This is a genomic window from Streptomyces sp. AC550_RSS872 (assembly GCF_019049285.1).
In the GTDB taxonomy this organism is placed as follows: domain Bacteria; phylum Actinomycetota; class Actinomycetes; order Streptomycetales; family Streptomycetaceae; genus Streptomyces.
The window spans coordinates 68,073-86,859 of the sequence record NZ_JAGMUL010000005.1; the positions used below are offsets into that span (position 1 = coordinate 68,073).

An 18,787-nucleotide genomic window follows, 5' to 3' on the forward strand; every position below is an offset into this window, starting at 1 on the left:
GGTGGGGTGGTCGGATGTCGTGGGGCTCAGCGCGACGCCGTCTCCAGCACCCGCTCCGGGGCCTGATCAGCCGGGCTCACGGCCGCGCCACCATGGCGCCGGCCCGGAATGGTCAGGGCCGCAACACCGGCGAGGGCCACGACCGTCGCGCCGGTGACCAGCGCGGGCCGCAGACCGTCGACGAAGGTCTGACCGGTCTCGTAACCGCCCTGCGCGGAGAAGATCGAGCCCATGACCGCGATGCCGAGGGCGCCGCCGACCTCGCGCAGTGCGTTGTTGGCGCCGGACGCGATGCCCTGTTCCGAGGCTCGGACGCTGGACATGACCAGGTGAGAAGCCGGGGCGAAGAACAGGGCCATGCCGACGCCGCTGATGATCAGGCCGGGCAGCTGGGAGGCGTAGGAGACGTCGACGGTGACGACGGACGCCATGTAGGCGAGGCCGGCGGCCTGCAGGAACAGGCCGGTGGCGACGACGGGCCGGCCGCCGATGCGGTCGGCGAGGATGCCGGCGATCGGCGCGACCAGCATCGGCATGCCGGTCCACGGCAGCATCCGCAGCCCCGCCTCGGTCGGCGAGTAGCCGAGCACACCCTGCATGTACTGGCTGAGCAGGAAGATCGACCCGAACATGCCGAGGAACATCAGCATGCTCGCCGCGTTGATCCCGGAGAACGCCCGGGAGCGGAACAGCCGCATCGGCAGCATCGGATTCTTGGCGCGGGTGCTGTAGAGGACGAACCCGACAAGCAGCGCGCCGCCGGCGAACAGGCCGGTCAGGACCAGGCGTCCGGTCCAGCCGTCGGCCGGGCCGCGCACCAGGCCGTACACGATCCCGAAGAGCCCGCCGCTGGCGAGCAGGGTGCCGGGGATGTCGAGCCGGGCGCCGGTGCCGTACGACTCGGCGAGGCGCAGGCGGGCGAGCGGCAGCAGGGCAATGCCGAGCGGAACGTTCAGCCAGAAGATCCACTGCCAGGAGATGTGCTCGGTGAGGCTGCCGCCGATGAGCGGCCCGGACGCGATCGCGAGCCCGTTGACGGCACCCCAGATGCCGTACGCCATCCCGCGCTTGGCCGCGGGCACGGCCGCCGTCAGCAGGGTCAGCGTCAGCGGCATCATGATCGCCGCACCGGCGCCCTGCACCGCGCGGGCGGCGATCAGGGAGTCGATGCCGGGCGCGAGGGCCGCGGCGGCGGACGCGACGGTGAAGATCGAGATGCCGACGAGGAAGAGCCGACGGCGGCCGAAGCGGTCACCCAGGGCCGCGCCGGACATCAGCAGGACGGCGAAGGTGAGTGTGTACGCACTCACCGTCCACTCCAGGTCGTGCAGCCCTCCGCCCAGGTCCTCCCGGATGGAGGGCAGTGCGGTGGTGACGACGAGGTTGTCGAGTGCGGCCATGAACCCGGCGACGCTGGTGATGACGAGAGCCCATACGGCCCCGCCCGGGCGGGCTGCCCGCTCGTTCTGATCGGTGTGGTGTGACATCGCTCCCCCTGGGGTGATGTGCTCCGCCTACATGGATAGTTATTGATCACTAACTTTCGCGGTCATAAAAACGCAGAGTGACCCTCGCCACCCCACCCCTACGGCCGCCCCTCGTTCCCCTCCGGCGGCTCCATCCCCGCCCAGACCCGGTGATCGGGCGGAAAACCCATGGCCACCAGGCAGTTGATGAGCATTCCGTACGCCATGAAGGTCGTCGTCTCGTTGGCGTCCGCCCCCAGCGGCAGATGGACGGTGTCCCACAGCCGCATCCAGCCGGCGCGCACGGCCTCGCCGAACTCGTGGTCACCCTCCTGCTCGGCGGCCGCCACGGCGAGGTACATCTGCATCTGCATCATCAGCCGCTCGGGCTGCTCAGAGACGACCTTCCGGTAGGCGGCCCCCATGGCATGCAGGGCCTCTTCGCCCTCCAGCCCCTCGGAAGCCTCCGCGAACATCCGGATGGTCTCCTCCACGCAGCGCTCGGCCGCCGCCAGGAAGATCGCCTTCTTGCCCGGGAAGAGCCGGAAGAGATACGGCTGCGAAACGCCGACGCGCTTGGCGATCGCCTCGGTCGACGTGCCGTAGTAGCCACCACGAGCGAACTCGGTCGTCGCCGCGCGGATGACGCTCTCGCGCCTCTCTTCTGCGCTCATCCTGACCATGCTAGAAAGTTAGTACTCAATCACTAACTAGTCAAGCGGTAGGCGCCGGGTGCCTCGCGACCGAAACATGTAAGGGGCGCCCCGCCATGGAGAACGCCCCTTACCGCACGGCACGCGCGTGCCGCTACGCCAGCTGCACGACCGCCCGCGACATCCCGAGCACCTTCTGCCCGGCACTCTTCACGAGCAGGTCCACGCGGACCTTGTTGTCGTCGAGCTTGGCCGCGACCTTGCCGCTCACCTCGATCGTGGCGCCCTGGTCGTCGTTCGGTACGACGACGGGCTTGGTGAAGCGGACGCCGTACTCGACGACCGCAGCCGGGTCGCCCGTCCAGTCGGTGACCACCCGGATCGCCTCCGCCATGGTGAACATGCCGTGCGCGATCACGTCCGGCAGCCCGACCTCCTTGGCGAACTTCTCGTTCCAGTGGATCGGGTTGAAGTCACCGGAGGCGCCCGCGTACTGGACGAGGGTGGCGCGAGTCACAGGAAAGTTCTGGGCGGGCAGCTCGGTGCCGACCTCGACGTCACCGTAGGCAATCTTCGCCGTCATCGGTCTCAGGCCTGCCCTTCTTCGGCGTCCAAGGCACGGGCCACGAGCTTCGTCCAGGCGGTCACCACGTGCTCTCCCGCCTCGTCGTGGACCTCGCCGCGCACGTCCAGGATGTCGTTGCCCGCCATGGTCTTGACCGCCTCGATGGTCGAGGTGACGGTCAGCCGGTCACCGGCGCGCACCGGGCGGGTGTAGGCGAACCTCTGGTCGCCGTGCACGACACGGCTGTAGTCCAGGCCGAGCTGCGGGTCCTGGATGACCTGTCCGGCGGCCTTGAAGGTGATCGAGAAGACAAAGGTCGGCGGGGCGATCACATCGGAGTGACCGAGTGCCTTGGCGGCCTCCGGGTCCGTGTACGCCGGGTTGGCGTCCCCCACCGCCTCGGCGAACTCACGGATCTTCTCCCGGCCCACCTCATAGGGGTCGGTGGGCGGGTAAATCCGCCCCACGAAGGACTGGTCGAGCGCCATGGCTCGGCACCTCCTGGTGTCTGCTGCCGTTGACCTGCTGGTTCACCTGGGTCGGCCGCAACCGACCGGTAACCGGGGCGAAAACGACGCGAGGCCGCCCCCCGACTGAGGGGGCGGCCTCGCGTACGAGCCTGATTTATCGCGTTTCGCGGTGCGCGGTGTGCGCGTTGCAACGCGGGCAGTGCTTCTTCATCTCAAGACGGTCCGGGTTGTTACGCCGGTTCTTCTTGGTGATGTAGTTCCGCTCCTTGCACTCCACGCAGGCCAGCGTGATCTTCGGGCGGACGTCGGTGGCAGCCACGTGAGTGCTCCTTGACGAACGGATAGGACTGAATTAACGCATAAAAGAGTAGCCGATCGAAGGACCGACCCCACAATCGGCTACTGTCAGTAGCGGTGACCGGACTTGAACCGGTGACACAGCGATTATGAGCCGCTTGCTCTACCGACTGAGCTACACCGCTGTGATGCGATCGGTCCCCGCCTTGCGACGGGAACCTCCCACACCAGAGCCCCAATACGGAATCGAACCGTAGACCTTCTCCTTACCATGGAGACGCTCTACCGACTGAGCTATTGGGGCGAGCGATGAAGACATTACACGCTCGGCCGCCGTTCACCCAAATCCGTTTCGCGGCCCCTCCCGAGGGCCCCATCGACGGAGCGCACAGACGCCTCGCAGGCCACTGCGGCACCGCGGGGCTCGGCTCCGTTCGGCGGACCACACCGGTACGACTATTGCGCTCCTGCGCGCCAGGGCGGTATCGCCACCCTAGGCTCGACTCACTCTGCGTGATCTTGCGTGCCCGGCGCATCCCCCGGCACCGTCCCCGCAGCCCGATGCGCAGCCCCGAACCTCTGGAGCGCGATGCCCGACAGTCATCCCCAGCCGCCCCACTCGTCGTCCTCGTCGGGTTCGTCCGGACCGGCCGACCCGGGTGCACTGCTGCTGTGCGGGGCGCGGCTCACCGACGGCCGGACCGTGGACGTACGGCTGGGCGGCGGGCGCATCGAGGCGGTCGGCACGGCCGGGAGCCTGGCGGGGGACGGCACGCGTGCGTGCGCGCGCGTGGACCTCGGCGGCTATCTGCTCCTGCCTGCCCCGGTCGAACCGCACGCCCACGGCGACACGGCCCTCTCCGCCGACGAGGGCGGCCCTGTCTCCTACGAACCCCAGGACGTCCAGCGCCGGGCCACCGAGGCCGCCTTGCTCCAGCTCGGGCACGGGGCGACCGCGCTGCGGGCACACGTGCGCGTGGGCGACGTTCAGGGTCTGGGCGCGCTGACCGCCGTACTGCAGGCACGGCGTTCCCTGCGCGGGCTCACGGAGTTGACGACGGTGGCGATGCCCCGGCTGCTGACCGGCGTGGCCGGCGCCGACGGGCTGTCGATGCTGCGGGACGCGCTGAAGATGGGCGCGTCGGTGGTCGGCGGCTGCCCGGATCTGGACCCGGATCCGACGGGTTACGTGGAGGCGGTCCTGGAGGTCGCCTCCGAGCACGGGTGCCCCGTCGATCTGCACACCGACGCCACCGACCCGGCTCGCCTGGCCCGGCTCGCCGCCATGGCCGGCGGGCTGCGCCCCGGCGTGACCCTCGGCCCGTGCGGCGGCCTGGGACGCATGCCCGCCCAGACGGCGTCCCGCACCGCGGACCAGCTCGCCGCGGCCGGGGTGACGGTGACCTGCCTGCCCCAGGGCGGCTGCGGGGGCGCGGAACGGCGGAGTACGGCGCCTGTACGGCTGCTGCGCGCCGCCGGCGTACGCGTCGCCGCCGGAAGCGGTGCCCTCAGAGACGTGTCGAACCCGGTCGGACGCGGAGACCCGCTGGAGGCCGCCTACCTGCTGGCCTCCCGGCACGGGCTGCGCCCCGAGGACGCGTACGACGCCGTGAGCGCGTCGGCGCGTGCCGTGCTGGGCCTTCCCGAGGTGCGGGTGGAGGCGGGCTTCCCGGCCGAGTTGCTGGCGGTGCGCGGGGACCGGCTGGCGGGGGCGCTGTCGCTGGCGTACAGCCGCATCGTGGTGCACCGGGGGCGCGTGGTGGCGCGGACGAGCGCGGTGCGGGAGTACTGCAACTCGGCGGTGGCAGCGGAGTTGGGGCTGCCACGGCAGGGGCGGGGAGAGCTGTCCTGAGGAGGTGCGGGGCGGACACTCCGAAGATGTGGCAAGGGGGCGGGTGGGGGCGCACGGGGGGGTGCGCGGACAGCTCGTGCGCCTGGCGTCTGAGCATGAGATGCGCCCCTGTCAGGTGCTGTGATGCAGGCGCCTCGGGGGACGTGAGGCGTGGCTGAAGTCGTGCGGCGGATGCGGCCGTCCGGGCGTACGGTCGAAGACATGCGCATTGTCATCGCTGGTGGTCATGGTCAGATCGCGCTGCGGCTGGAGACGCTGCTCGCCGCGCGCGGGGATGAGGTCGCGGGGATCATCCGCAAGGCCGAACAAGCCGACGATCTGCGGGAGGCCGGTGCCGAACCGATCCTGCTGGACCTGGAGTCGGCCTCGGTCGAGGACGTCGCGACACAACTCCAGGGCGCGGACGCAGCCGTCTTCGCCGCCGGCGCGGGCCCTGGCAGCGGAACGGACCGCAAGGACTCGGTGGACAAGGGGGCGGCGGTCCTGTTCGCGGACGCGGCGGTCCAGGCGGGCGTACGGCGCTTCCTGATCGTGTCCTCCATGGGCGCGGACCCGAAGCACGAAGGCGGCGAGGTCTTCGACGTCTACCTGCGCGCCAAGGGCGGAGCCGACGAGTACGTCCGTGGCCTGGCCGGGCTGGACTGGACGATCCTGCGCCCCGGCATGCTGACGAACGACGCCGGAACCGGCCTGGTGCGCCTGGAGGCCCACACCGGCCGCGGCCCGATCCCGCGCGACGATGTGGCCGCCGTCCTCGCGGAGTTGCTCGACACCCCGGCCACGGCCGGCCTGACGCTCGAACTCATCAGCGGCTCGGCCCCGGTGTCGGTGGCGGTGAAGTCAGTGGCGGGGAACTGAGGATGGGCCCGGAGGGGGTTCCGGCCGCGCAGGAGGCGCTGTTGCGCCGCATGTACGAGGTCTTCTCGACGGACGAGCGAGAGCCCTTCTTGGAGCGGTGCCTCGCCCCTGATGTGGACTGGCCGAACGTTCTGGACGGAGTCCGTCTGCACGGCCGCGAGGCGGTACGCGCGTACTGGGCACGGCAGTTCGCCGCCGGACATCCCCTGGTCCGACTGGAGGGACTTCGGCCGGACGAGGACGGCGAGCCCGTGGTGGCGACCGTACGGCTCGGTATGCGCGACGCGTCGGGCGACGATCGGTGGGCGGAGGAGACCGTCGAGCACGTGTACCGGTTCGACGGGGACGGGCTCGTGACGCGGATGGACGTCCCCGTTCCTCGGGCGGCTCGGCCGCTTCGGGGTGAGACAGCCGGGCTCGGCGCGTGAGGACGGGACTCGGCCACTCGGCGTGGAGGCTCTGCGTCCGGCTCGGGTTGAGGGGTTCTCAGAACAGAGGAAGCTGTCCGGGGAAGTCGGGCACGACGTACCCGTCCAACGCGGGCTGCGCGGCTCCGAGTTGCGCCTGTCGCCTCGACCCGGGACATGACACGAGTTTCCCGTGCTCGCGCGCGCCGGGCGGATCGTGCCGTGCGAAACGACCGGCGACGACGGCGATCTCACGACGGCACTCGGGGCAGCTTCTACGACGCGCGGACATGACATCAGTGTGCCCCGCGCCCGGCGCCGGAACGCGAAAACCCCTCCGCTCTACGTTTCGGCAGATCGGAGGGGTTTCCCCAGTGTGGCGGCGCCAGGATTCGAACCTGGGAAGGCTGAGCCGGCAGATTTACAGTCTGCTCCCTTTGGCCGCTCGGGCACACCGCCGGGGTTGCTGCCATTCGAACCGCTTTTCGGCGGTGCTCCGTGGCAACGACGTAAACAATACCCGATGTGGAGGGGTGCTTCGCCACCCGATTGATCGCCTCCCGGGGGACCACGGGTGGCTAGGCTTGTCCGAATGCGGCCCGGGTTCCGCCCCGGGCTCGGCGGTCACCCCCACGCCCGCCGAGACGCACCCCATACGCACCCCGATACAAGGAGCCACAGGACATGGCCGACTCCAGTTTCGACATCGTCTCGAAGGTCGAGCGGCAGGAGGTCGACAACGCCCTCAACCAGGCCGCCAAGGAGATCTCACAGCGCTACGACTTCAAGGGCGTGGGTGCCTCGATCTCGTGGTCCGGTGACAAGATCCTCATGGAGGCGAACTCCGAGGACCGGGTGAAGGCTGTCCTCGACGTCTTCCAGTCCAAGCTGATCAAGCGCGGGATCTCGCTGAAGGCCCTGGACGCGGGCGAGCCCCAGCTCTCGGGCAAGGAATACAAGATCTTCGCGTCGATCGAGGAGGGCATCTCCCAGGAGAACGCGAAGAAGGTGGCGAAGATCATCCGCGACGAGGGCCCCAAGGGCGTCAAGGCCCAGGTGCAGGGCGATGAGCTGCGGGTCAGCTCCAAGAGCCGGGACGACCTCCAGGCCGTGATCGCCCTGCTGAAGGGCAAGGACTTCGACTTCGCGTTGCAGTTCGTGAACTACAGGTGAACTGCTGATCCGATGCCGGCCCGGGCGCGCCCGGCGGCTTCAGCACCCGGCGGTTTCGGCGTAATGCTCTACGAGGAAGGGTGGGCACTCGCGGGTGCCCACCCTTCTCGCCTGCTGGCTGCGGTCCGGGGTGGGCTCGCCTCACTCAGTTGCGCGAGTGGCCGAACAGGAGGCGGTAGGCGATCAGGAGCACGAGGGAGCCGCCGATCGCGGCTGCCCAGGTGGCGCCGTCGTAGAAGTCCTTGGTGATGGGGTGGTCCAGCCAGCGGGCCGAGATCCAGCCACCGATGAACGCGCCGGCGACGCCGATGACAGTGGTGCCGATGAAGCCGCCCGGGTCGCGACCCGGAAGCAGGAACTTGGCGATGGCTCCGGCCAGCAGCCCCAGAATGATCCAGCTGATGATCGTCATGCCGTGAACCCTGCCCCTCCGCGCCGTGCCTGCACTCTCCAGGCACTGTGATCTTGGGCGCGCTTGTTCGTGCTCTGTTGATGAACAGGACGTCACCGTGGCATCCCCCGGTTGCGGCGATCAGTAGGGTTCCGGCCATGAAACGGTCCAGCTCTGCCTCCTCCGAGCTGCGGCGCACCCTCGGTCTCGGGGACGCCGTGGTCATCGGACTCGGCTCGATGGTCGGGGCCGGAATCTTCGCCGCCCTGGGACCCGCCGCCCGCGCGGCCGGATCCGGAATGCTGCTCGGACTCGCGGTCGCGGCCGTGGTCGCCTACTGCAACGCCACGTCGTCGGCACGGCTGGCCGCCCTGTATCCGGCTTCGGGCGGCACGTATGTGTACGGGCGCGAGCGGCTCGGCGAGTTCTGGGGGTATCTCGCGGGCTGGTCGTTCGTGGTCGGTAAGACGGCCTCCTGTGCGGCGATGGCGCTCACCGTGGGCACCTACGTCTGGCCGGGGCAGGCGCACGCGGTGGCGGTCGCGGCCGTGGTGGCGCTGACGGCGGTGAACTACGGCGGGGTCCAGAAGTCCGCCTGGCTGACACGAGCGATCGTGGCGGTGGTCCTGGCTGTCCTCTCTTGTGTGGTGGTCGTCTGTCTGGGGTCCGGGCAGTCCGACGCCGGGCGCCTGGACATCGGGGTCTCGGGCGGTGTGGGCGGCGTGCTGCAGGCGGCGGGGCTGCTGTTCTTCGCGTTCGCCGGGTACGCGCGGATCGCGACGCTCGGTGAGGAGGTGCGGGACCCGGCGCACACCATCCCCCGGGCGATTCCGCTGGCCCTGGGCATCGCGCTGGCGGTGTATGCGTGTGTGGCGGTGGCTGTCCTTTCCGTGCTGGGCTCGGAGGGGCTCGGGCACGCTGGGGCGCCGCTGGCCGACGCGGTGCGGGCGGCCGGGGTGCCGGGGCTGTCGCCGGTGGTGCGGGTGGGCGCGGCCGTCGCTGCGCTGGGCTCGCTGCTCGCCCTGATCCTGGGCGTCTCCCGGACGACTCTGGCCATGGCGCGCGACCGGCATCTGCCCGGCGTCCTGGCCACCGTGCATCCGCGCTTCCAGGTGCCCCACCGGGCAGAACTGGCAGTGGGGGTGGTGGTCGCGGTCCTGGCCGCCACGGTGGACCTGCGAGGTGCGATCGGGTTCTCCTCCTTCGGGGTGTTGGCGTACTACGCGGTGGCCAATGCCTCGGCCTGGACTCTCGACGCGGCGCCCACCAGGCGGTTTGTGCCGGCGGTTGGGCTCCTCGGGTGCGTGGCCCTGGCACTCTCGCTTCCGGAGATCTCCGTTGTCGTGGGTGCGAGTGTGCTGGCGGTGGGTGTGATCGCGTATGGAGTGCGGCGGTGGATGGTGAGTGGCGGGGCGGTCAGGTGACCGGGTAGTGCGGGAGCGCGGCCAGCGGTAGGTCGCCGACGTACGCGGGTGCGTCGCTGGTGGGCGGGTTGCGGGGGCGAGGGGGAGAGAGCGGGGCCGGGGGTTGGTGCCCCAGCCCGGTGGCATGACCGGTCCCCTCAGAGGCGCGGGCGCAGGGCGGGGCTGACTCGGGTGGTCGTCGCGGTCCGCTCAGTGGCCGTTGATCCACTCAGCCAGCCGTCGGTCCATCGCCGCCCGCCGTCGAATCACGCCCCCTTCCCTGGGGCCTTGGCCGTGCGTATACGGAAGTCGGTCCGAGGGGTCGGCTCCACATCGTCGTTCATCTCCTCGTACCAACCCGTGCCGTCGGAGAGGAGGACGGTGGCCTGGGAGCTGTGGCAATCCACGCAGGCATACATCGCGCAGCCCCAGTGGGATATCGGCAGGACGCCTTCGGGCCAGGGCCAGTCGGGGTCCTCGCGGCCGCTCTCGCGGTTGGCGAGGTACTGCGTGACGGCGGCGGGCTCGCCGGCCGGAGGGCTGTCGAGCAGGGCCAACAAGCCGTACTCCGGACCGAATCCGCCGTCACCTATACGCAGGTAGAGGTCGGCGAGCAGCGGGGGCAGGGGGAAGCCGAGCGCAGCCTCGGCGCGGGCCGGAGTGGCCGCGTCCACGGACTCGGGGAGGGAAGTCCAGCCCCACGGGCGGAGGTTGCGGGCCTTGTCCGCCACACTCGTCAGCAACTGCTCGTTCTCGGTCATGCGTTCATGATGCAAGCCGCCACTGACAAGCGATCCGGCCTGTGGACAACTGCGGGGTTGTGGAAAACTTCGGCTGCCGTCCGGCCCCCGGACGGCAGCCGGTGCGAAGCGAAGATGCCTACCCGCTCGCGAAGATGCCTACCAGCTCGATGCGAACGGCTGGTTCGTCGAGACGATCTCGCGGCCCAGCGGGAACAACGAGACCGGGATCAGTTTGAAGTTGGCGATGCCGAACGGGATACCGATGATCGTGACGCACAGGGCGAGACCGGTGACGATGTGGCCGATGGCCAGCCACCAGCCGGCGAGGACCAGCCACAGAACGTTGCCTATGCAGGACGGCGCTCCGGCGTCGCGGCGCTCGACCGTGGTGTAGCCGAAGGGCCACAGGGCGTAGATGCCGATGCGGAAGGCCGCGACGCCAAAGGGGATGCCGATGATGGTGATGCAGAGCAGGAGGCCCGCGAGCATGTAGCCGAGGAACAGCCAGAAGCCGCTCAGGACGAGCCAGATGACGTTGAGGATGGTCTTCACTGTGGGGGGCCTGCCATCTTTTCGAGCCGGGCGATACGGTCCGCCATCGGCGGGTGGGTGGAGAACATTTTGGAGAACCCCTGACCCGGGCGGAAGGGGTTCGCGATCATCATGTGGCTGGCGGTCTCGATGCGGGGCTCGGGGGGCAGCGGGAGCTGCTTGGTGCCGAGTTCGAGCTTGCGCAGGGCGCTGGCGAGGGCGAGCGGGTCGCCGGTGAGCTGGGCACCGGACGCGTCGGCCTCGTACTCCCGGGAGCGGCTGATGGCCAGCTGGATGAGCGCGGCGGCGAGCGGGCCGAGGATCATGATCAGCAGCATGCCGAGGATGCCGGGGCCGTCGTCGTCATCGGAACGGCCGATCGGGATCAGCCAGGCGAAGTTGACCAGGAACATGATCACCGAGGCGAGTGCGCCGGCGACCGACGAGATCAGGATGTCGCGGTTGTAGACATGGCTGAGCTCGTGGCCGATGACGCCGCGCAGTTCGCGTTCGTCCAGGATGCGCAGGATGCCTTCGGTGCAGCACACTGCGGCATTGCGCGGGTTGCGACCCGTCGCGAAGGCGTTCGGCGCCTCGGTCGGGGAGATGTACAGGCGGGGCATGGGCTGCCGGGCCTGGGTGGAGAGCTCGCGGACCATGCGGTACAGGGCCGGGGCCTCGAACTCGCTGACCGGGCGGGCGCGCATCGCACGGAGCGCCAGCTTGTCGCTGTTCCAGTACGCGTACGCGTTCGTGCCCAGCGCGATCAGGACCGCGACGACGAGCCCCATCCGGCCGAAGAGGCTGCCGATGACGATGATGAGTGCGGACAGGCCCCCGAGGAGGACTGCGGTCCTGAGCCCGTTGTGCCGGCGGTGCACGGTACGCCCTCCAAGTGGTGCGGCAGGGGAACCCTTTGCTGGTCGATCTCCGATGCCACTGGTGCCGTGGTCTCACGTCCAGTGGACCCTTCTGTACTGGTCAACGCCAGGCGAGGGCCACGGGTTCCCTGGTGCGCACGTCGGCGGGCGTGGGCCGTCCGGGTGAAGGCACCGGCGTGCGGCTGCGGGCGCGTGGAGAGCGAGTGACGCGCGCGTGCGGGCGCTGTGAACTACGCGCGCGCGGGCCGGGCCGGACCCAGTGATCTGCGCGCGCGTGGGACCGAGCGAACCATGTGCACGTGGGTACCGAGTGGGCTACGCGCGCGGGGTTACGCCAGGGCTCAGAAGAGGCCGGTGTCGGCGAAGCGCAGGATCAGCTGGGGGGCTCCGGACAGGGCGATGCCGACTACTCCGGTGAGAGCCATCGTGGCCGTCAGCGGCGCGGGGACGAGGTGTCTGACAGCATCGCCTTCTGGGGCGCGGAACAGCAGGGCCGTCCACTGGAGGTAGTAGAACAGTGCGATCACGACGTTGACGGCCATGACCACGGCCAGCCAGCCCAGGCCCGCGTCGACGGCGGCGGAGAAGACGGTGACCTTGGCGAAGAGGCCGATGATGCCCGGCGGGAGTCCGGCGAGGCAGAGCAGGAAGAAGGCCAGGATCAGGGCGGACAAGGGGTTGCGCGCATACAGGCCGCGGTAGTCGCTGACTCGGTTGAGGGGCTTCGTACGGCCGACGAGTGCGGCCACCGCGAAGGCGCCGAGGTTCACGGCGGCGTACATGAGGGCGTAGGCGACGGTGGAGCCGATGGACCGCTCGGCGTCGTCGGAGTACGCGGCGGCGGCGACCGGCACCAGGAGGTAGCCGGCCTGGCCAACGGAGGACCAGGCGAGCAGGCGAACCGCGCTGTGCGCGCGCGTGGCCTGCTGGCGCAGGGCGCCGACGTTGCCCACGGTCATGGTGAGGGCGGCCAGCGCCGCGAGCGCGGGGCCCCAGACGTCGGCGTACGACGGGAGGGCGACGACCGTGATGAGGATCAGGCCCGTGAAGCCGACAGCCTTGCCGACGACCGACAAGTAGGCGGCGACGGGCAACGGCGCCCCTACGTAGGTGTCCGGCACCCAGAAGTGGAAGGGTACGGCGGCCGTCTTGAAGGCGAAGCCGATCAGAGTGAGGACGACTCCGGTCTGGGTGAGGGTCTGGAGCTGTCCGTCGACGTGCTGGATCCGGTCGGCGATCTGGGTGAGGTAGAGGGTGCCCGTGGAGGCGTACACGAAGCTGATGCCCATGAGACTGACCGCGGTCGCGGTGACCGAGGACAGGAAGAACTTCAGGGCCGCCTCGGAGGACTTGCGGTCGCCATGGCGGAGGCCGACCAGCGCGAAGGCCGGCAGGGAGGCGACTTCGAGCGCGACGATGAGGGTGGCCAGGTCTCGGGAGGCCGGCAGCAGGGCGGCTCCGGCGGCGGAGGAGAGCAGCAGGAACCAGAACTCCCCTTCGGGGAGTTCCTTGTTGGCGTCCTTGAGTGCGGTGACCGACAGGAGTGCGGCGAGGAGGGCGCCGCCGAGGACGAGGAACTGGATGACCAGGGTGAACCGGTCGGCCGTATAACTGCACACGTCGGAGTCGCCGGTCAGGCAGAAGGTGGAACGGTCGCCGTCAAGGAGCGGCAGAAGCAGGAGCAGGGAAGCGGCCAGGCCGGCCACGGACGTCCAGCCGAGCAGGGCCTTCTTGTGCTCCGCGACGAACAGGTCGGCGACGAGCACCGCTAGTGCGACGACCGCGGCGATAGTGGGCGGCGCGATGGCGAGCCAGTCGACGGACTGGACCACCGACTCGGCCAATGGCTGGGCCAGGCTCTGGGCCAGGGAGCTCATCGGGTGCCTCCTGCGAGGAGCTGCTGCACGGCCGGGTCGGTGAGGCCGAGGAGGGTCTTCGGCCACAGTCCGGCGACGACGGTGAGGGCGACGAGCGGCGTCCATGCCGCGAACTCGTACGTCTGGACGTCGGCGAGCTTCGGGGCGTCCTGCGGTGGGGCGCCCATGCAGACGCGGCGGACCACGACGAGCAGGTACGCGGCGGTGAGCAGGGTACCGAAGGCACCGATCGCCATGAAGGTGAGGAAGGCCGGGCGGCTGAGTTCGGGGGCGGGCTCGAACGCGCCGAACAGCGCGAGCATCTCGCCCCAGAACCCGGCGAGGCCAGGCAGTCCGAGGGAGGCGACCGCGGCGAACGCCAGCAGGCCGCCCAGGCGCGGTGCCTTGCCGTAGAGGGCGGCGCCGGTCTGCTCGGCGAGGGCGTCGAGGTCGGTGGTGCCCGTACGGTCCTTCAGCGCGCCGACCAGGAAGAACAGCAGGCCGGTGATGAGGCCGTGGGCGATGTTGGCGAACAGGGCGCCGTTCACGCCGGTCGGGGTCATCGTGGCGATGCCGAGCAGGACGAAGCCCATGTGGCCGACGGAGGAGTAGGCGATGAGGCGCTTGAGGTCGCCCTTGGCACCCTGCTTGGCAAGGGCGAGGCAGGCCAGAGATCCGTAGATGATTCCGACGACGGCGAAGGCGGCGAGGTACGGCGCGAAGTCGGCGAACCCGTCAGGGGCGATCGGCAGGAGGATACGGACGAAACCGTACGTGCCCATCTTCAGCAGGACACCCGCCAGCAGGACCGAGCCGACGGTCGGCGCGGCGGTGTGGGCGTCGGGCAGCCAGCTGTGCAGCGGCCACATCGGCGTCTTGACCGCGAGCCCGATGCCGATCGCCAAAACGGCGATGACCTGCACGGATGCACTCAGGGACCGGCCGTTGTCAGTGGCGAGTGCCACCATGTCGAATGTGCCCGCCTTGAGTCCGATCAGGAGCAGGCCGAGCAGCATGACCACGGAGCCGAGCAGCGTGTAGAGGATGAACTTCCAGGCGGCCGCGGCTCGGTCCTCGCCGCCCCAGCGGGCGATGAGGAAGTACATCGGGATGAGGACCATCTCGAAGGCGAGGAAGAACAGGAGCAGGTCGAGGACGGCGAAGGTGGCGAGGGTGCCGGACTCCAGGACGAGCAGCAGTGCGACGAAGGCCTTCGGGGTCGGGCCCGCAGGCATCTTGAAGTACGAGTAGAGCGCGCAGAGGAAGGTCAGCAGCGCGGTCAGGACCAGAAGGGGGAGGGAGATGCCGTCGATGCCGAGGTGGATGCGCACGTCGAGTGCGGGGATCCAGCTGATGTCCGTGCTGGCCTGCATCTTCGACGGTTGGTCGTGGTCGAAGCCCAGCGCGAGGACGATGGCCGCGATGAGGATCGCACCGGTGACGGTGACGCCGTGCCGGAGCACCGCCTGCTCGGGCGACTTCCCCTTCAGCCCGGGCGGGGCCGGCAGGAGAGCGGCGGCCGCGCCGAGAAGCGGGCCGACGACGACGAACGCCAGAAGGAACTGCATCACGGACTCGTTGATATCGATCACGCCTGCTCACGCTCCCGTGGCGACGAGGACGACGGCGACCGCGAGGACGACGGTGCCGGCGAGCAGCGCGCTCACATAGGTCTGCACATTGCCGGTCTGGGCGCGCCGTACGGCGATGCCGAGCCAGCGGGGTAGGGCACCCACGCCGCGCACATAGGTGTCGACGACCTCGCGGTCGAGGAACCGGACGAGACTCGCGCCGGCCTGGACCGGTCGGACGAAAAGTGCCCGGTACACGGCGTCGAGGTGGAAGCCGACGGCGGCATGGCGGTGCAGCGGACCGAGCAGCAGCCGCCCCGGGTCCGCCGGGTCGGGCGCGTAGGCCACTCCCCCGTACACGGACGCGTGGCTGGCGATGGCCTCGGCCTCGACCTGGGCGGCGTCGCCCTCCGGGTGAGCCGCGACCGCACCCAGCGGGACGCGCGCCGCCACGGCCGTGGTGTGACGCCAGGCCGCGTAGGTGACGATGCCGCCGACCAGGGCCACGCCCGTGCCGAGGAAGGAGGTGGTGAGGGTCGGGGCGAGGTCGCGGCCGTCGAACCAGTCGGGGAGCACGCGGTAGGCGAAGGCGCCGACGGCGAGGGACGGCACGGCGAGGACCCACAGCACCACGGTCATCGTCAGCGGCTGCCCGCCGTGGTCCGGGGCCTCGGCGCCGCGGCCGCGGAAGGCCAGCAGCCACAGCCGCGTCGCGTAGGCGGCGGTGAGCACGGCCGTGATCAGGCCGGCGATCAGGACGGTCCAGCCTGCGGCGCCCGGGACGTTCTCGGCATGGCCGGTGGCGGCGTGCTCGGCGGCGCCGAGGACGGACTCCTTGGAGAAGAAGCCGCTGAACGGCGGGATCGCGGCGAGCGCGAGGAGCGCCACGGTCATCGTCCAGAAGGCGTCCGGCACGCGGTCGCGCAGGTGGCTCATGCGGGACATGGCGGCCAGCGAGTTGGTACCAGCGGCGTGGATGATCACGCCTGCCGCGAGGAACAGCAGTGCCTTGAAGGCGCCGTGCGAGAGGAGGTGGAAGACGGCGGCCCCGCGGTCGGCGACGGCGAGGGCGCCGGTCATGTAGCCGAGCTGGCCGATCGTCGAGTAGGCGAGGACGCGCTTGATGTCGTCCTGGGCAAGCGCGGCGAGGCCGGAACCGATCATCGTGACGGCGGCCATCACGGCGAGGACGATCATCGCGGCCTGGGAGGCTTCGAATACCGGGAGGAGACGGGCGATGAAGTAGACACCGGCGGCGACCATCGTCGCGGCGTGGATCAGCGCTGAGACGGGCGTCGGGCCCGCCATCGCGTCGGGGAGCCAGGTGTGCAGCGGGAACTGCGCCGACTTGCCCGCCACGCCTGCGAGGAGCAGCAGGGCGATGAGGGTCGGGTGGTCGAGGCCGCCGCTCGCGACGGTGCCGAGGATCTTGGTGATGCGGAAGGACCCGGCGTCGGTGGCCAGCGCGAACAGGCCGATGAGGAAGGGGACGTCACCGAGTTTGGTCACGAGGAAGGCCTTGATGGAGGCGGCGCGGGCCTCCGGGGTCTCCCAGTAGTGGCCGACCAGGAAGTACGAGCAGATGCCCATGATCTCCCAGCCGACCAGCAGCACCATCAGGTCGCCGGAGTAGACGACGAGCAGCATCGCGGAGGTGAAGAGGGAGACGAGCGCGGCGTACGAGGGGTAGCGCGGATCCTCGCGCAGGTAGCCAGTCGAGTAGATCTGCACGCAGGTGGCGACGACACCGACGAGTACGGCGACGAGAGCGGCGAAGCCGTCGATGTGCAGGGCGAGTTCGATCGGGACCGAGCCGGTGGGCGTGAGCTCGGTGGCGGCGTCGATCGCCTGGTCGCCGCCCTGGCGCACGGCGACCACCGCGGCGAGCACGAGGGACGCGAGCGACGGCAGGACGGCGAGCGGGCGGACGAAGCCGGGGGCCGTGCGGCCCATGAGCAGGCCGGCTGCGGCGCCCAGGAAGGGAAGGAGGGGGACGAGAGCGGCGAGGGTGGTCGTGGTCACGCGGTGGCCTCAGCCTTCTCGGCCTGCCCGGCGGTGAGGGCGTCGTGGTCGGGGCCGTCGGTCTCGTGGCCTTCGGCGGTGTCGCGGAGCTTGTCGATGTCCGAGGTGCCGCGGTTGCGGTGGACGGCGAGGACGATCGCCAGGCCGATGCCGATCTCGGCGGCGGCGATGGTGATGGTGAACAGGGTCAGCGCCTGACCGGAGTGCAGGGTCTCCTCGGCGGCCCTGCTGAGCCAGACGTCGAAGGCGACCAGGTTGAGGTTGACGGCGTTGAGCATCAGCTCGACCGACATCAGGACCAGGATCGCGTTGCGGCGGGCGAGGACGCCGTACAGGCCGGTGCAGAAGAGAAGGGCGGAGAGTACGGCGGGGTAGGCGAGATGCATCAGCGGGCGCCCTCCTGCTCGGCCGACTCAGTTCCCTCGGACGACCCATTTCGCCCGATCGGGTGATTGCGGGAATCCGGGGCAGATGGGGAACTCCCGGTCTCGGCCCGGGAGTTCACAGGGGGAGAGCTCGACTCCGCCTTTGCCTTGCGGGACAGGACGATCGCGCCGACCAGGGCCGCGAGGAGGAGGACGGAGAGGGCCTCGAAGGGAAGCACCCAGTTCTGGAAGAGGCTCTCGCCGGTGGCCCTGGTGGAGCCGGCGGCTGGGCCGTCGAGGTCGATCCAGGTCGTGCGGAAGGCGTCGACGACCACCCAGACAAGGGTGGCCGCCGAGGCGACGGCCACGGTGAGCGCGGCCCAGCGGTTGCCGGAGTCGGCGTCCGGGGAGCGGCCGATGGGGGCCCTGGTGAGCATCAGACCGAAGAGCAGGAGGACGACGACGGATCCGACGTAGATGAGGACCTGCACCCAGGCGATGAACTCGGCGGTGAGCAGGAGGTACTCGACGGCGAGACCGCCGAGGGTGACCACCAGCCACAGGGCGGCATGCACCAGCTGCCGGGTGGTGACGGTGACCAGGGCGGCGCCGAAGGTGACCAGGCCGACGAGGAGGAAGACGATCTCGACGCCGGTCGGGGAGAGAAAGCCGTGAGTGTCGGCGGCCGTGGTCAGCGTGGCGTAGGTGGGGCTCACGACTCGCCCTCCTGCGGCTCGGTCGGCTCTGCCGGCGGCGCCTGGGCGGCCGCCAGCTTCTCGGCGGTCTTGCGGGCGGCGGCGATCTCCTTGGGCTCCTCCGCGCCGGGGTCCAGGGCGGGCGGGGCCGGGACGGTCCACATCCACTCGCGGAGCTTGTCGCGCTCGTGGGTGAGGTCGCGGATGTCGGTCTCGGCGTACTCGAACTCCGGGGACCAGAACAGGGCGTCGAAAGGACAGACCTCGATGCAGATACCGCAGTACATGCACAGGGAGAAGTCGATGGCGAAGCGGTCGAGGACGTTGCGGCTGCGTTCGCGGCCGCCGGGGGCCGCCGCCGGGACCGTCTCCTTGTGGGAGTCGATGTAGATGCACCAGTCGGGGCACTCACGGGCGCACAGCATGCAGACCGTGCAGTTCTCCTCGAACAGGCCGATCACACCGCGGGTGCGGGGCGGGAGGTCGGGCTGGGTGTCCGGGTACTGCGCGGTGACGGACTTCCTCGTCATCGTGCGGAGAGTGACGGCCAGGCCCTTGGCCAGGCCACTTCCGGGAAGGGGGGCCATG

General features: G+C 70.1%; 21 protein-coding genes and 3 tRNA genes. 5 read left to right on the forward strand and 19 right to left on the reverse strand.

Annotation, left to right across the window (positions count from 1 at the left end; genetic code table 11):
• Window positions 1-26: 26 nt before the first annotated feature.
• The 7 genes from KUM44_RS01655 to KUM44_RS01685 all read right to left on the reverse strand — a co-directional run bounded on the left by KUM44_RS01655 (window position 27) and on the right by KUM44_RS01685 (window position 3,755).
• Entirely contained in the window at window positions 27-1,487 is a 1,461-nt protein-coding gene (locus KUM44_RS01655; RefSeq protein ID WP_217205705.1) for an MFS transporter, read from the reverse strand.
• 98 nt (window positions 1,488-1,585) lie between these two features.
• A complete protein-coding gene (locus tag KUM44_RS01660; RefSeq protein ID WP_217205706.1) occupies window positions 1,586-2,149 on the reverse strand; it encodes a TetR/AcrR family transcriptional regulator in 564 nt (187 codons plus the stop codon).
• 124 nt (window positions 2,150-2,273) lie between these two features.
• On the reverse strand, window positions 2,274-2,702 hold the full coding sequence (locus KUM44_RS01665; RefSeq protein ID WP_217205708.1) for a MaoC family dehydratase: 429 nt from the start codon (window positions 2,700-2,702) through the stop codon (window positions 2,274-2,276).
• A 5-nt stretch (window positions 2,703-2,707) separates the two neighbouring features.
• Window positions 2,708-3,172 carry a MaoC family dehydratase N-terminal domain-containing protein gene (locus KUM44_RS01670; RefSeq protein WP_217205710.1) on the reverse strand — a complete coding sequence of 155 codons (465 nt, stop codon included), beginning with the start codon at window positions 3,170-3,172 and terminating at the stop codon, window positions 2,708-2,710.
• A 136-nt stretch (window positions 3,173-3,308) separates the two neighbouring features.
• Entirely contained in the window at window positions 3,309-3,473 is a 165-nt protein-coding gene (gene rpmG / locus KUM44_RS01675) for a 50S ribosomal protein L33 (protein WP_003948671.1), read from the reverse strand.
• Between the two features lie 90 nt (window positions 3,474-3,563).
• Window positions 3,564-3,636: transfer RNA gene (locus KUM44_RS01680), tRNA-Met, on the reverse strand.
• A gap of 46 nt (window positions 3,637-3,682) precedes the next feature.
• Window positions 3,683-3,755: transfer RNA gene (locus KUM44_RS01685), tRNA-Thr, on the reverse strand.
• Between the two features lie 285 nt (window positions 3,756-4,040).
• Between KUM44_RS01685 and KUM44_RS01690 the strand changes: the two genes are divergently transcribed.
• The 3 genes from KUM44_RS01690 (at window position 4,041) to KUM44_RS01700 (ending at window position 6,589) form a co-directional block, all read left to right on the forward strand.
• Window positions 4,041-5,303 (forward strand): amidohydrolase family protein, encoded by a 1,263-nt coding sequence (locus KUM44_RS01690; RefSeq protein WP_217205712.1) that lies wholly within the window; start codon window positions 4,041-4,043, stop codon window positions 5,301-5,303.
• 201 nt (window positions 5,304-5,504) lie between these two features.
• Window positions 5,505-6,161 carry an SDR family oxidoreductase gene (locus KUM44_RS01695; RefSeq protein WP_217205713.1) on the forward strand — a complete coding sequence of 219 codons (657 nt, stop codon included), beginning with the start codon at window positions 5,505-5,507 and terminating at the stop codon, window positions 6,159-6,161.
• Between the two features lie 2 nt (window positions 6,162-6,163).
• On the forward strand, window positions 6,164-6,589 hold the full coding sequence (locus tag KUM44_RS01700) for a nuclear transport factor 2 family protein (protein WP_217205715.1): 426 nt from the start codon (window positions 6,164-6,166) through the stop codon (window positions 6,587-6,589).
• 58 nt (window positions 6,590-6,647) lie between these two features.
• Here the strand turns inward: KUM44_RS01700 and KUM44_RS44940 are convergent, their stop codons facing one another.
• Together KUM44_RS44940 and KUM44_RS01705 are read right to left on the reverse strand one after the other, a co-directional pair.
• Complete coding sequence (locus tag KUM44_RS44940; RefSeq protein WP_254388894.1) at window positions 6,648-6,860, reverse strand: hypothetical protein; 213 nt, start codon at window positions 6,858-6,860, stop codon at window positions 6,648-6,650.
• Between the two features lie 85 nt (window positions 6,861-6,945).
• Window positions 6,946-7,027: transfer RNA gene (locus KUM44_RS01705), tRNA-Tyr, on the reverse strand.
• Between the two features lie 225 nt (window positions 7,028-7,252).
• Here KUM44_RS01705 and KUM44_RS01710 point away from each other — a divergent pair.
• A complete protein-coding gene (locus tag KUM44_RS01710; RefSeq protein ID WP_019756392.1) occupies window positions 7,253-7,741 on the forward strand; it encodes a YajQ family cyclic di-GMP-binding protein in 489 nt (162 codons plus the stop codon).
• A gap of 145 nt (window positions 7,742-7,886) precedes the next feature.
• Here the strand turns inward: KUM44_RS01710 and KUM44_RS01715 are convergent, their stop codons facing one another.
• Complete coding sequence (locus KUM44_RS01715; RefSeq protein ID WP_062721657.1) at window positions 7,887-8,153, reverse strand: GlsB/YeaQ/YmgE family stress response membrane protein; 267 nt, start codon at window positions 8,151-8,153, stop codon at window positions 7,887-7,889.
• Between the two features lie 137 nt (window positions 8,154-8,290).
• Here KUM44_RS01715 and KUM44_RS01720 point away from each other — a divergent pair, with 137 nt between their 5' ends.
• Window positions 8,291-9,556 (forward strand): APC family permease, encoded by a 1,266-nt coding sequence (locus KUM44_RS01720; protein ID WP_217205717.1) that lies wholly within the window; start codon window positions 8,291-8,293, stop codon window positions 9,554-9,556.
• Between the two features lie 245 nt (window positions 9,557-9,801).
• On the opposite strand, the gene KUM44_RS01725 is transcribed toward KUM44_RS01720, so the two are convergent.
• The 9 genes from KUM44_RS01725 to KUM44_RS01765 form a co-directional block, all read right to left on the reverse strand.
• Window positions 9,802-10,296, reverse strand: a complete 495-nt coding sequence (locus tag KUM44_RS01725; protein WP_217205719.1) for an SMI1/KNR4 family protein — start codon at window positions 10,294-10,296, stop codon at window positions 9,802-9,804.
• Window positions 10,297-10,434: 138 nt separating this feature from the next.
• Window positions 10,435-10,830, reverse strand: coding sequence for a YccF domain-containing protein (locus KUM44_RS01730; RefSeq protein ID WP_217205721.1), 396 nt, complete (start codon window positions 10,828-10,830; stop codon window positions 10,435-10,437).
• On the reverse strand, window positions 10,827-11,690 hold the full coding sequence (htpX, locus tag KUM44_RS01735; protein WP_217205724.1) for a zinc metalloprotease HtpX: 864 nt from the start codon (window positions 11,688-11,690) through the stop codon (window positions 10,827-10,829). The genes KUM44_RS01730 and htpX overlap by 4 nt, the downstream gene beginning before the upstream one ends.
• A 341-nt stretch (window positions 11,691-12,031) precedes the next feature.
• The gene (locus KUM44_RS01740) at window positions 12,032-13,567 is read right to left on the reverse strand and encodes an NADH-quinone oxidoreductase subunit N (protein WP_217205726.1); all 1,536 of its coding nucleotides are present in this window, start codon (window positions 13,565-13,567) and stop codon (window positions 12,032-12,034) included.
• Window positions 13,564-15,138, reverse strand: coding sequence for a NuoM family protein (locus KUM44_RS01745; RefSeq protein WP_217205727.1), 1,575 nt, complete (start codon window positions 15,136-15,138; stop codon window positions 13,564-13,566). The genes KUM44_RS01740 and KUM44_RS01745 overlap by 4 nt, the downstream gene beginning before the upstream one ends.
• Window positions 15,139-15,144: 6 nt before the next feature.
• Window positions 15,145-17,139 carry an NADH-quinone oxidoreductase subunit L gene (locus KUM44_RS01750; protein WP_217205728.1) on the reverse strand — a complete coding sequence of 665 codons (1,995 nt, stop codon included), beginning with the start codon at window positions 17,137-17,139 and terminating at the stop codon, window positions 15,145-15,147.
• A complete protein-coding gene (gene nuoK, locus KUM44_RS01755) occupies window positions 17,136-17,525 on the reverse strand; it encodes an NADH-quinone oxidoreductase subunit NuoK (protein WP_217205729.1) in 390 nt (129 codons plus the stop codon). Before nuoK ends, KUM44_RS01750 begins: the two co-directional genes overlap by 4 nt.
• Window positions 17,525-18,220: an NADH-quinone oxidoreductase subunit J gene (locus KUM44_RS01760; protein ID WP_374201998.1), complete on the reverse strand. Its 696-nt coding sequence runs from the start codon at window positions 18,218-18,220 to the stop codon at window positions 17,525-17,527. The genes nuoK and KUM44_RS01760 overlap by 1 nt, the downstream gene beginning before the upstream one ends.
• Window positions 18,217-18,786, reverse strand: a complete 570-nt coding sequence (locus KUM44_RS01765) for an NADH-quinone oxidoreductase subunit I (protein ID WP_217205730.1) — start codon at window positions 18,784-18,786, stop codon at window positions 18,217-18,219. The genes KUM44_RS01760 and KUM44_RS01765 overlap by 4 nt, the downstream gene beginning before the upstream one ends.
• Window position 18,787: the final 1 nt, after the last annotated feature.

Coding starts and splice junctions, on each gene's coding strand:
- KUM44_RS01655 (WP_217205705.1), bottom strand. CDS start 1,487: ATGTCACACCACACCGATCAGAACGAGCGGGCAGCCCGCCCGGGCGGG.
- KUM44_RS01660 (WP_217205706.1), bottom strand. CDS start 2,149: ATGGTCAGGATGAGCGCAGAAGAGAGGCGCGAGAGCGTCATCCGCGCG.
- KUM44_RS01665 (WP_217205708.1), bottom strand. CDS start 2,702: ATGACGGCGAAGATTGCCTACGGTGACGTCGAGGTCGGCACCGAGCTG.
- KUM44_RS01670 (WP_217205710.1), bottom strand. CDS start 3,172: ATGGCGCTCGACCAGTCCTTCGTGGGGCGGATTTACCCGCCCACCGAC.
- KUM44_RS01690 (WP_217205712.1), top strand. CDS start 4,041: ATGCCCGACAGTCATCCCCAGCCGCCCCACTCGTCGTCCTCGTCGGGT.
- KUM44_RS01695 (WP_217205713.1), top strand. CDS start 5,505: ATGCGCATTGTCATCGCTGGTGGTCATGGTCAGATCGCGCTGCGGCTG.
- KUM44_RS01700 (WP_217205715.1), top strand. CDS start 6,164: ATGGGCCCGGAGGGGGTTCCGGCCGCGCAGGAGGCGCTGTTGCGCCGC.
- KUM44_RS44940 (WP_254388894.1), bottom strand. CDS start 6,860: ATGTCCGCGCGTCGTAGAAGCTGCCCCGAGTGCCGTCGTGAGATCGCC.
- KUM44_RS01710 (WP_019756392.1), top strand. CDS start 7,253: ATGGCCGACTCCAGTTTCGACATCGTCTCGAAGGTCGAGCGGCAGGAG.
- KUM44_RS01715 (WP_062721657.1), bottom strand. CDS start 8,153: ATGACGATCATCAGCTGGATCATTCTGGGGCTGCTGGCCGGAGCCATC.
- KUM44_RS01720 (WP_217205717.1), top strand. CDS start 8,291: ATGAAACGGTCCAGCTCTGCCTCCTCCGAGCTGCGGCGCACCCTCGGT.
- KUM44_RS01725 (WP_217205719.1), bottom strand. CDS start 10,296: ATGACCGAGAACGAGCAGTTGCTGACGAGTGTGGCGGACAAGGCCCGC.
- KUM44_RS01740 (WP_217205726.1), bottom strand. CDS start 13,567: ATGAGCTCCCTGGCCCAGAGCCTGGCCCAGCCATTGGCCGAGTCGGTG.
- nuoK (WP_217205729.1), bottom strand. CDS start 17,525: ATGCATCTCGCCTACCCCGCCGTACTCTCCGCCCTTCTCTTCTGCACC.
- KUM44_RS01765 (WP_217205730.1), bottom strand. CDS start 18,786: ATGGCCCCCCTTCCCGGAAGTGGCCTGGCCAAGGGCCTGGCCGTCACT.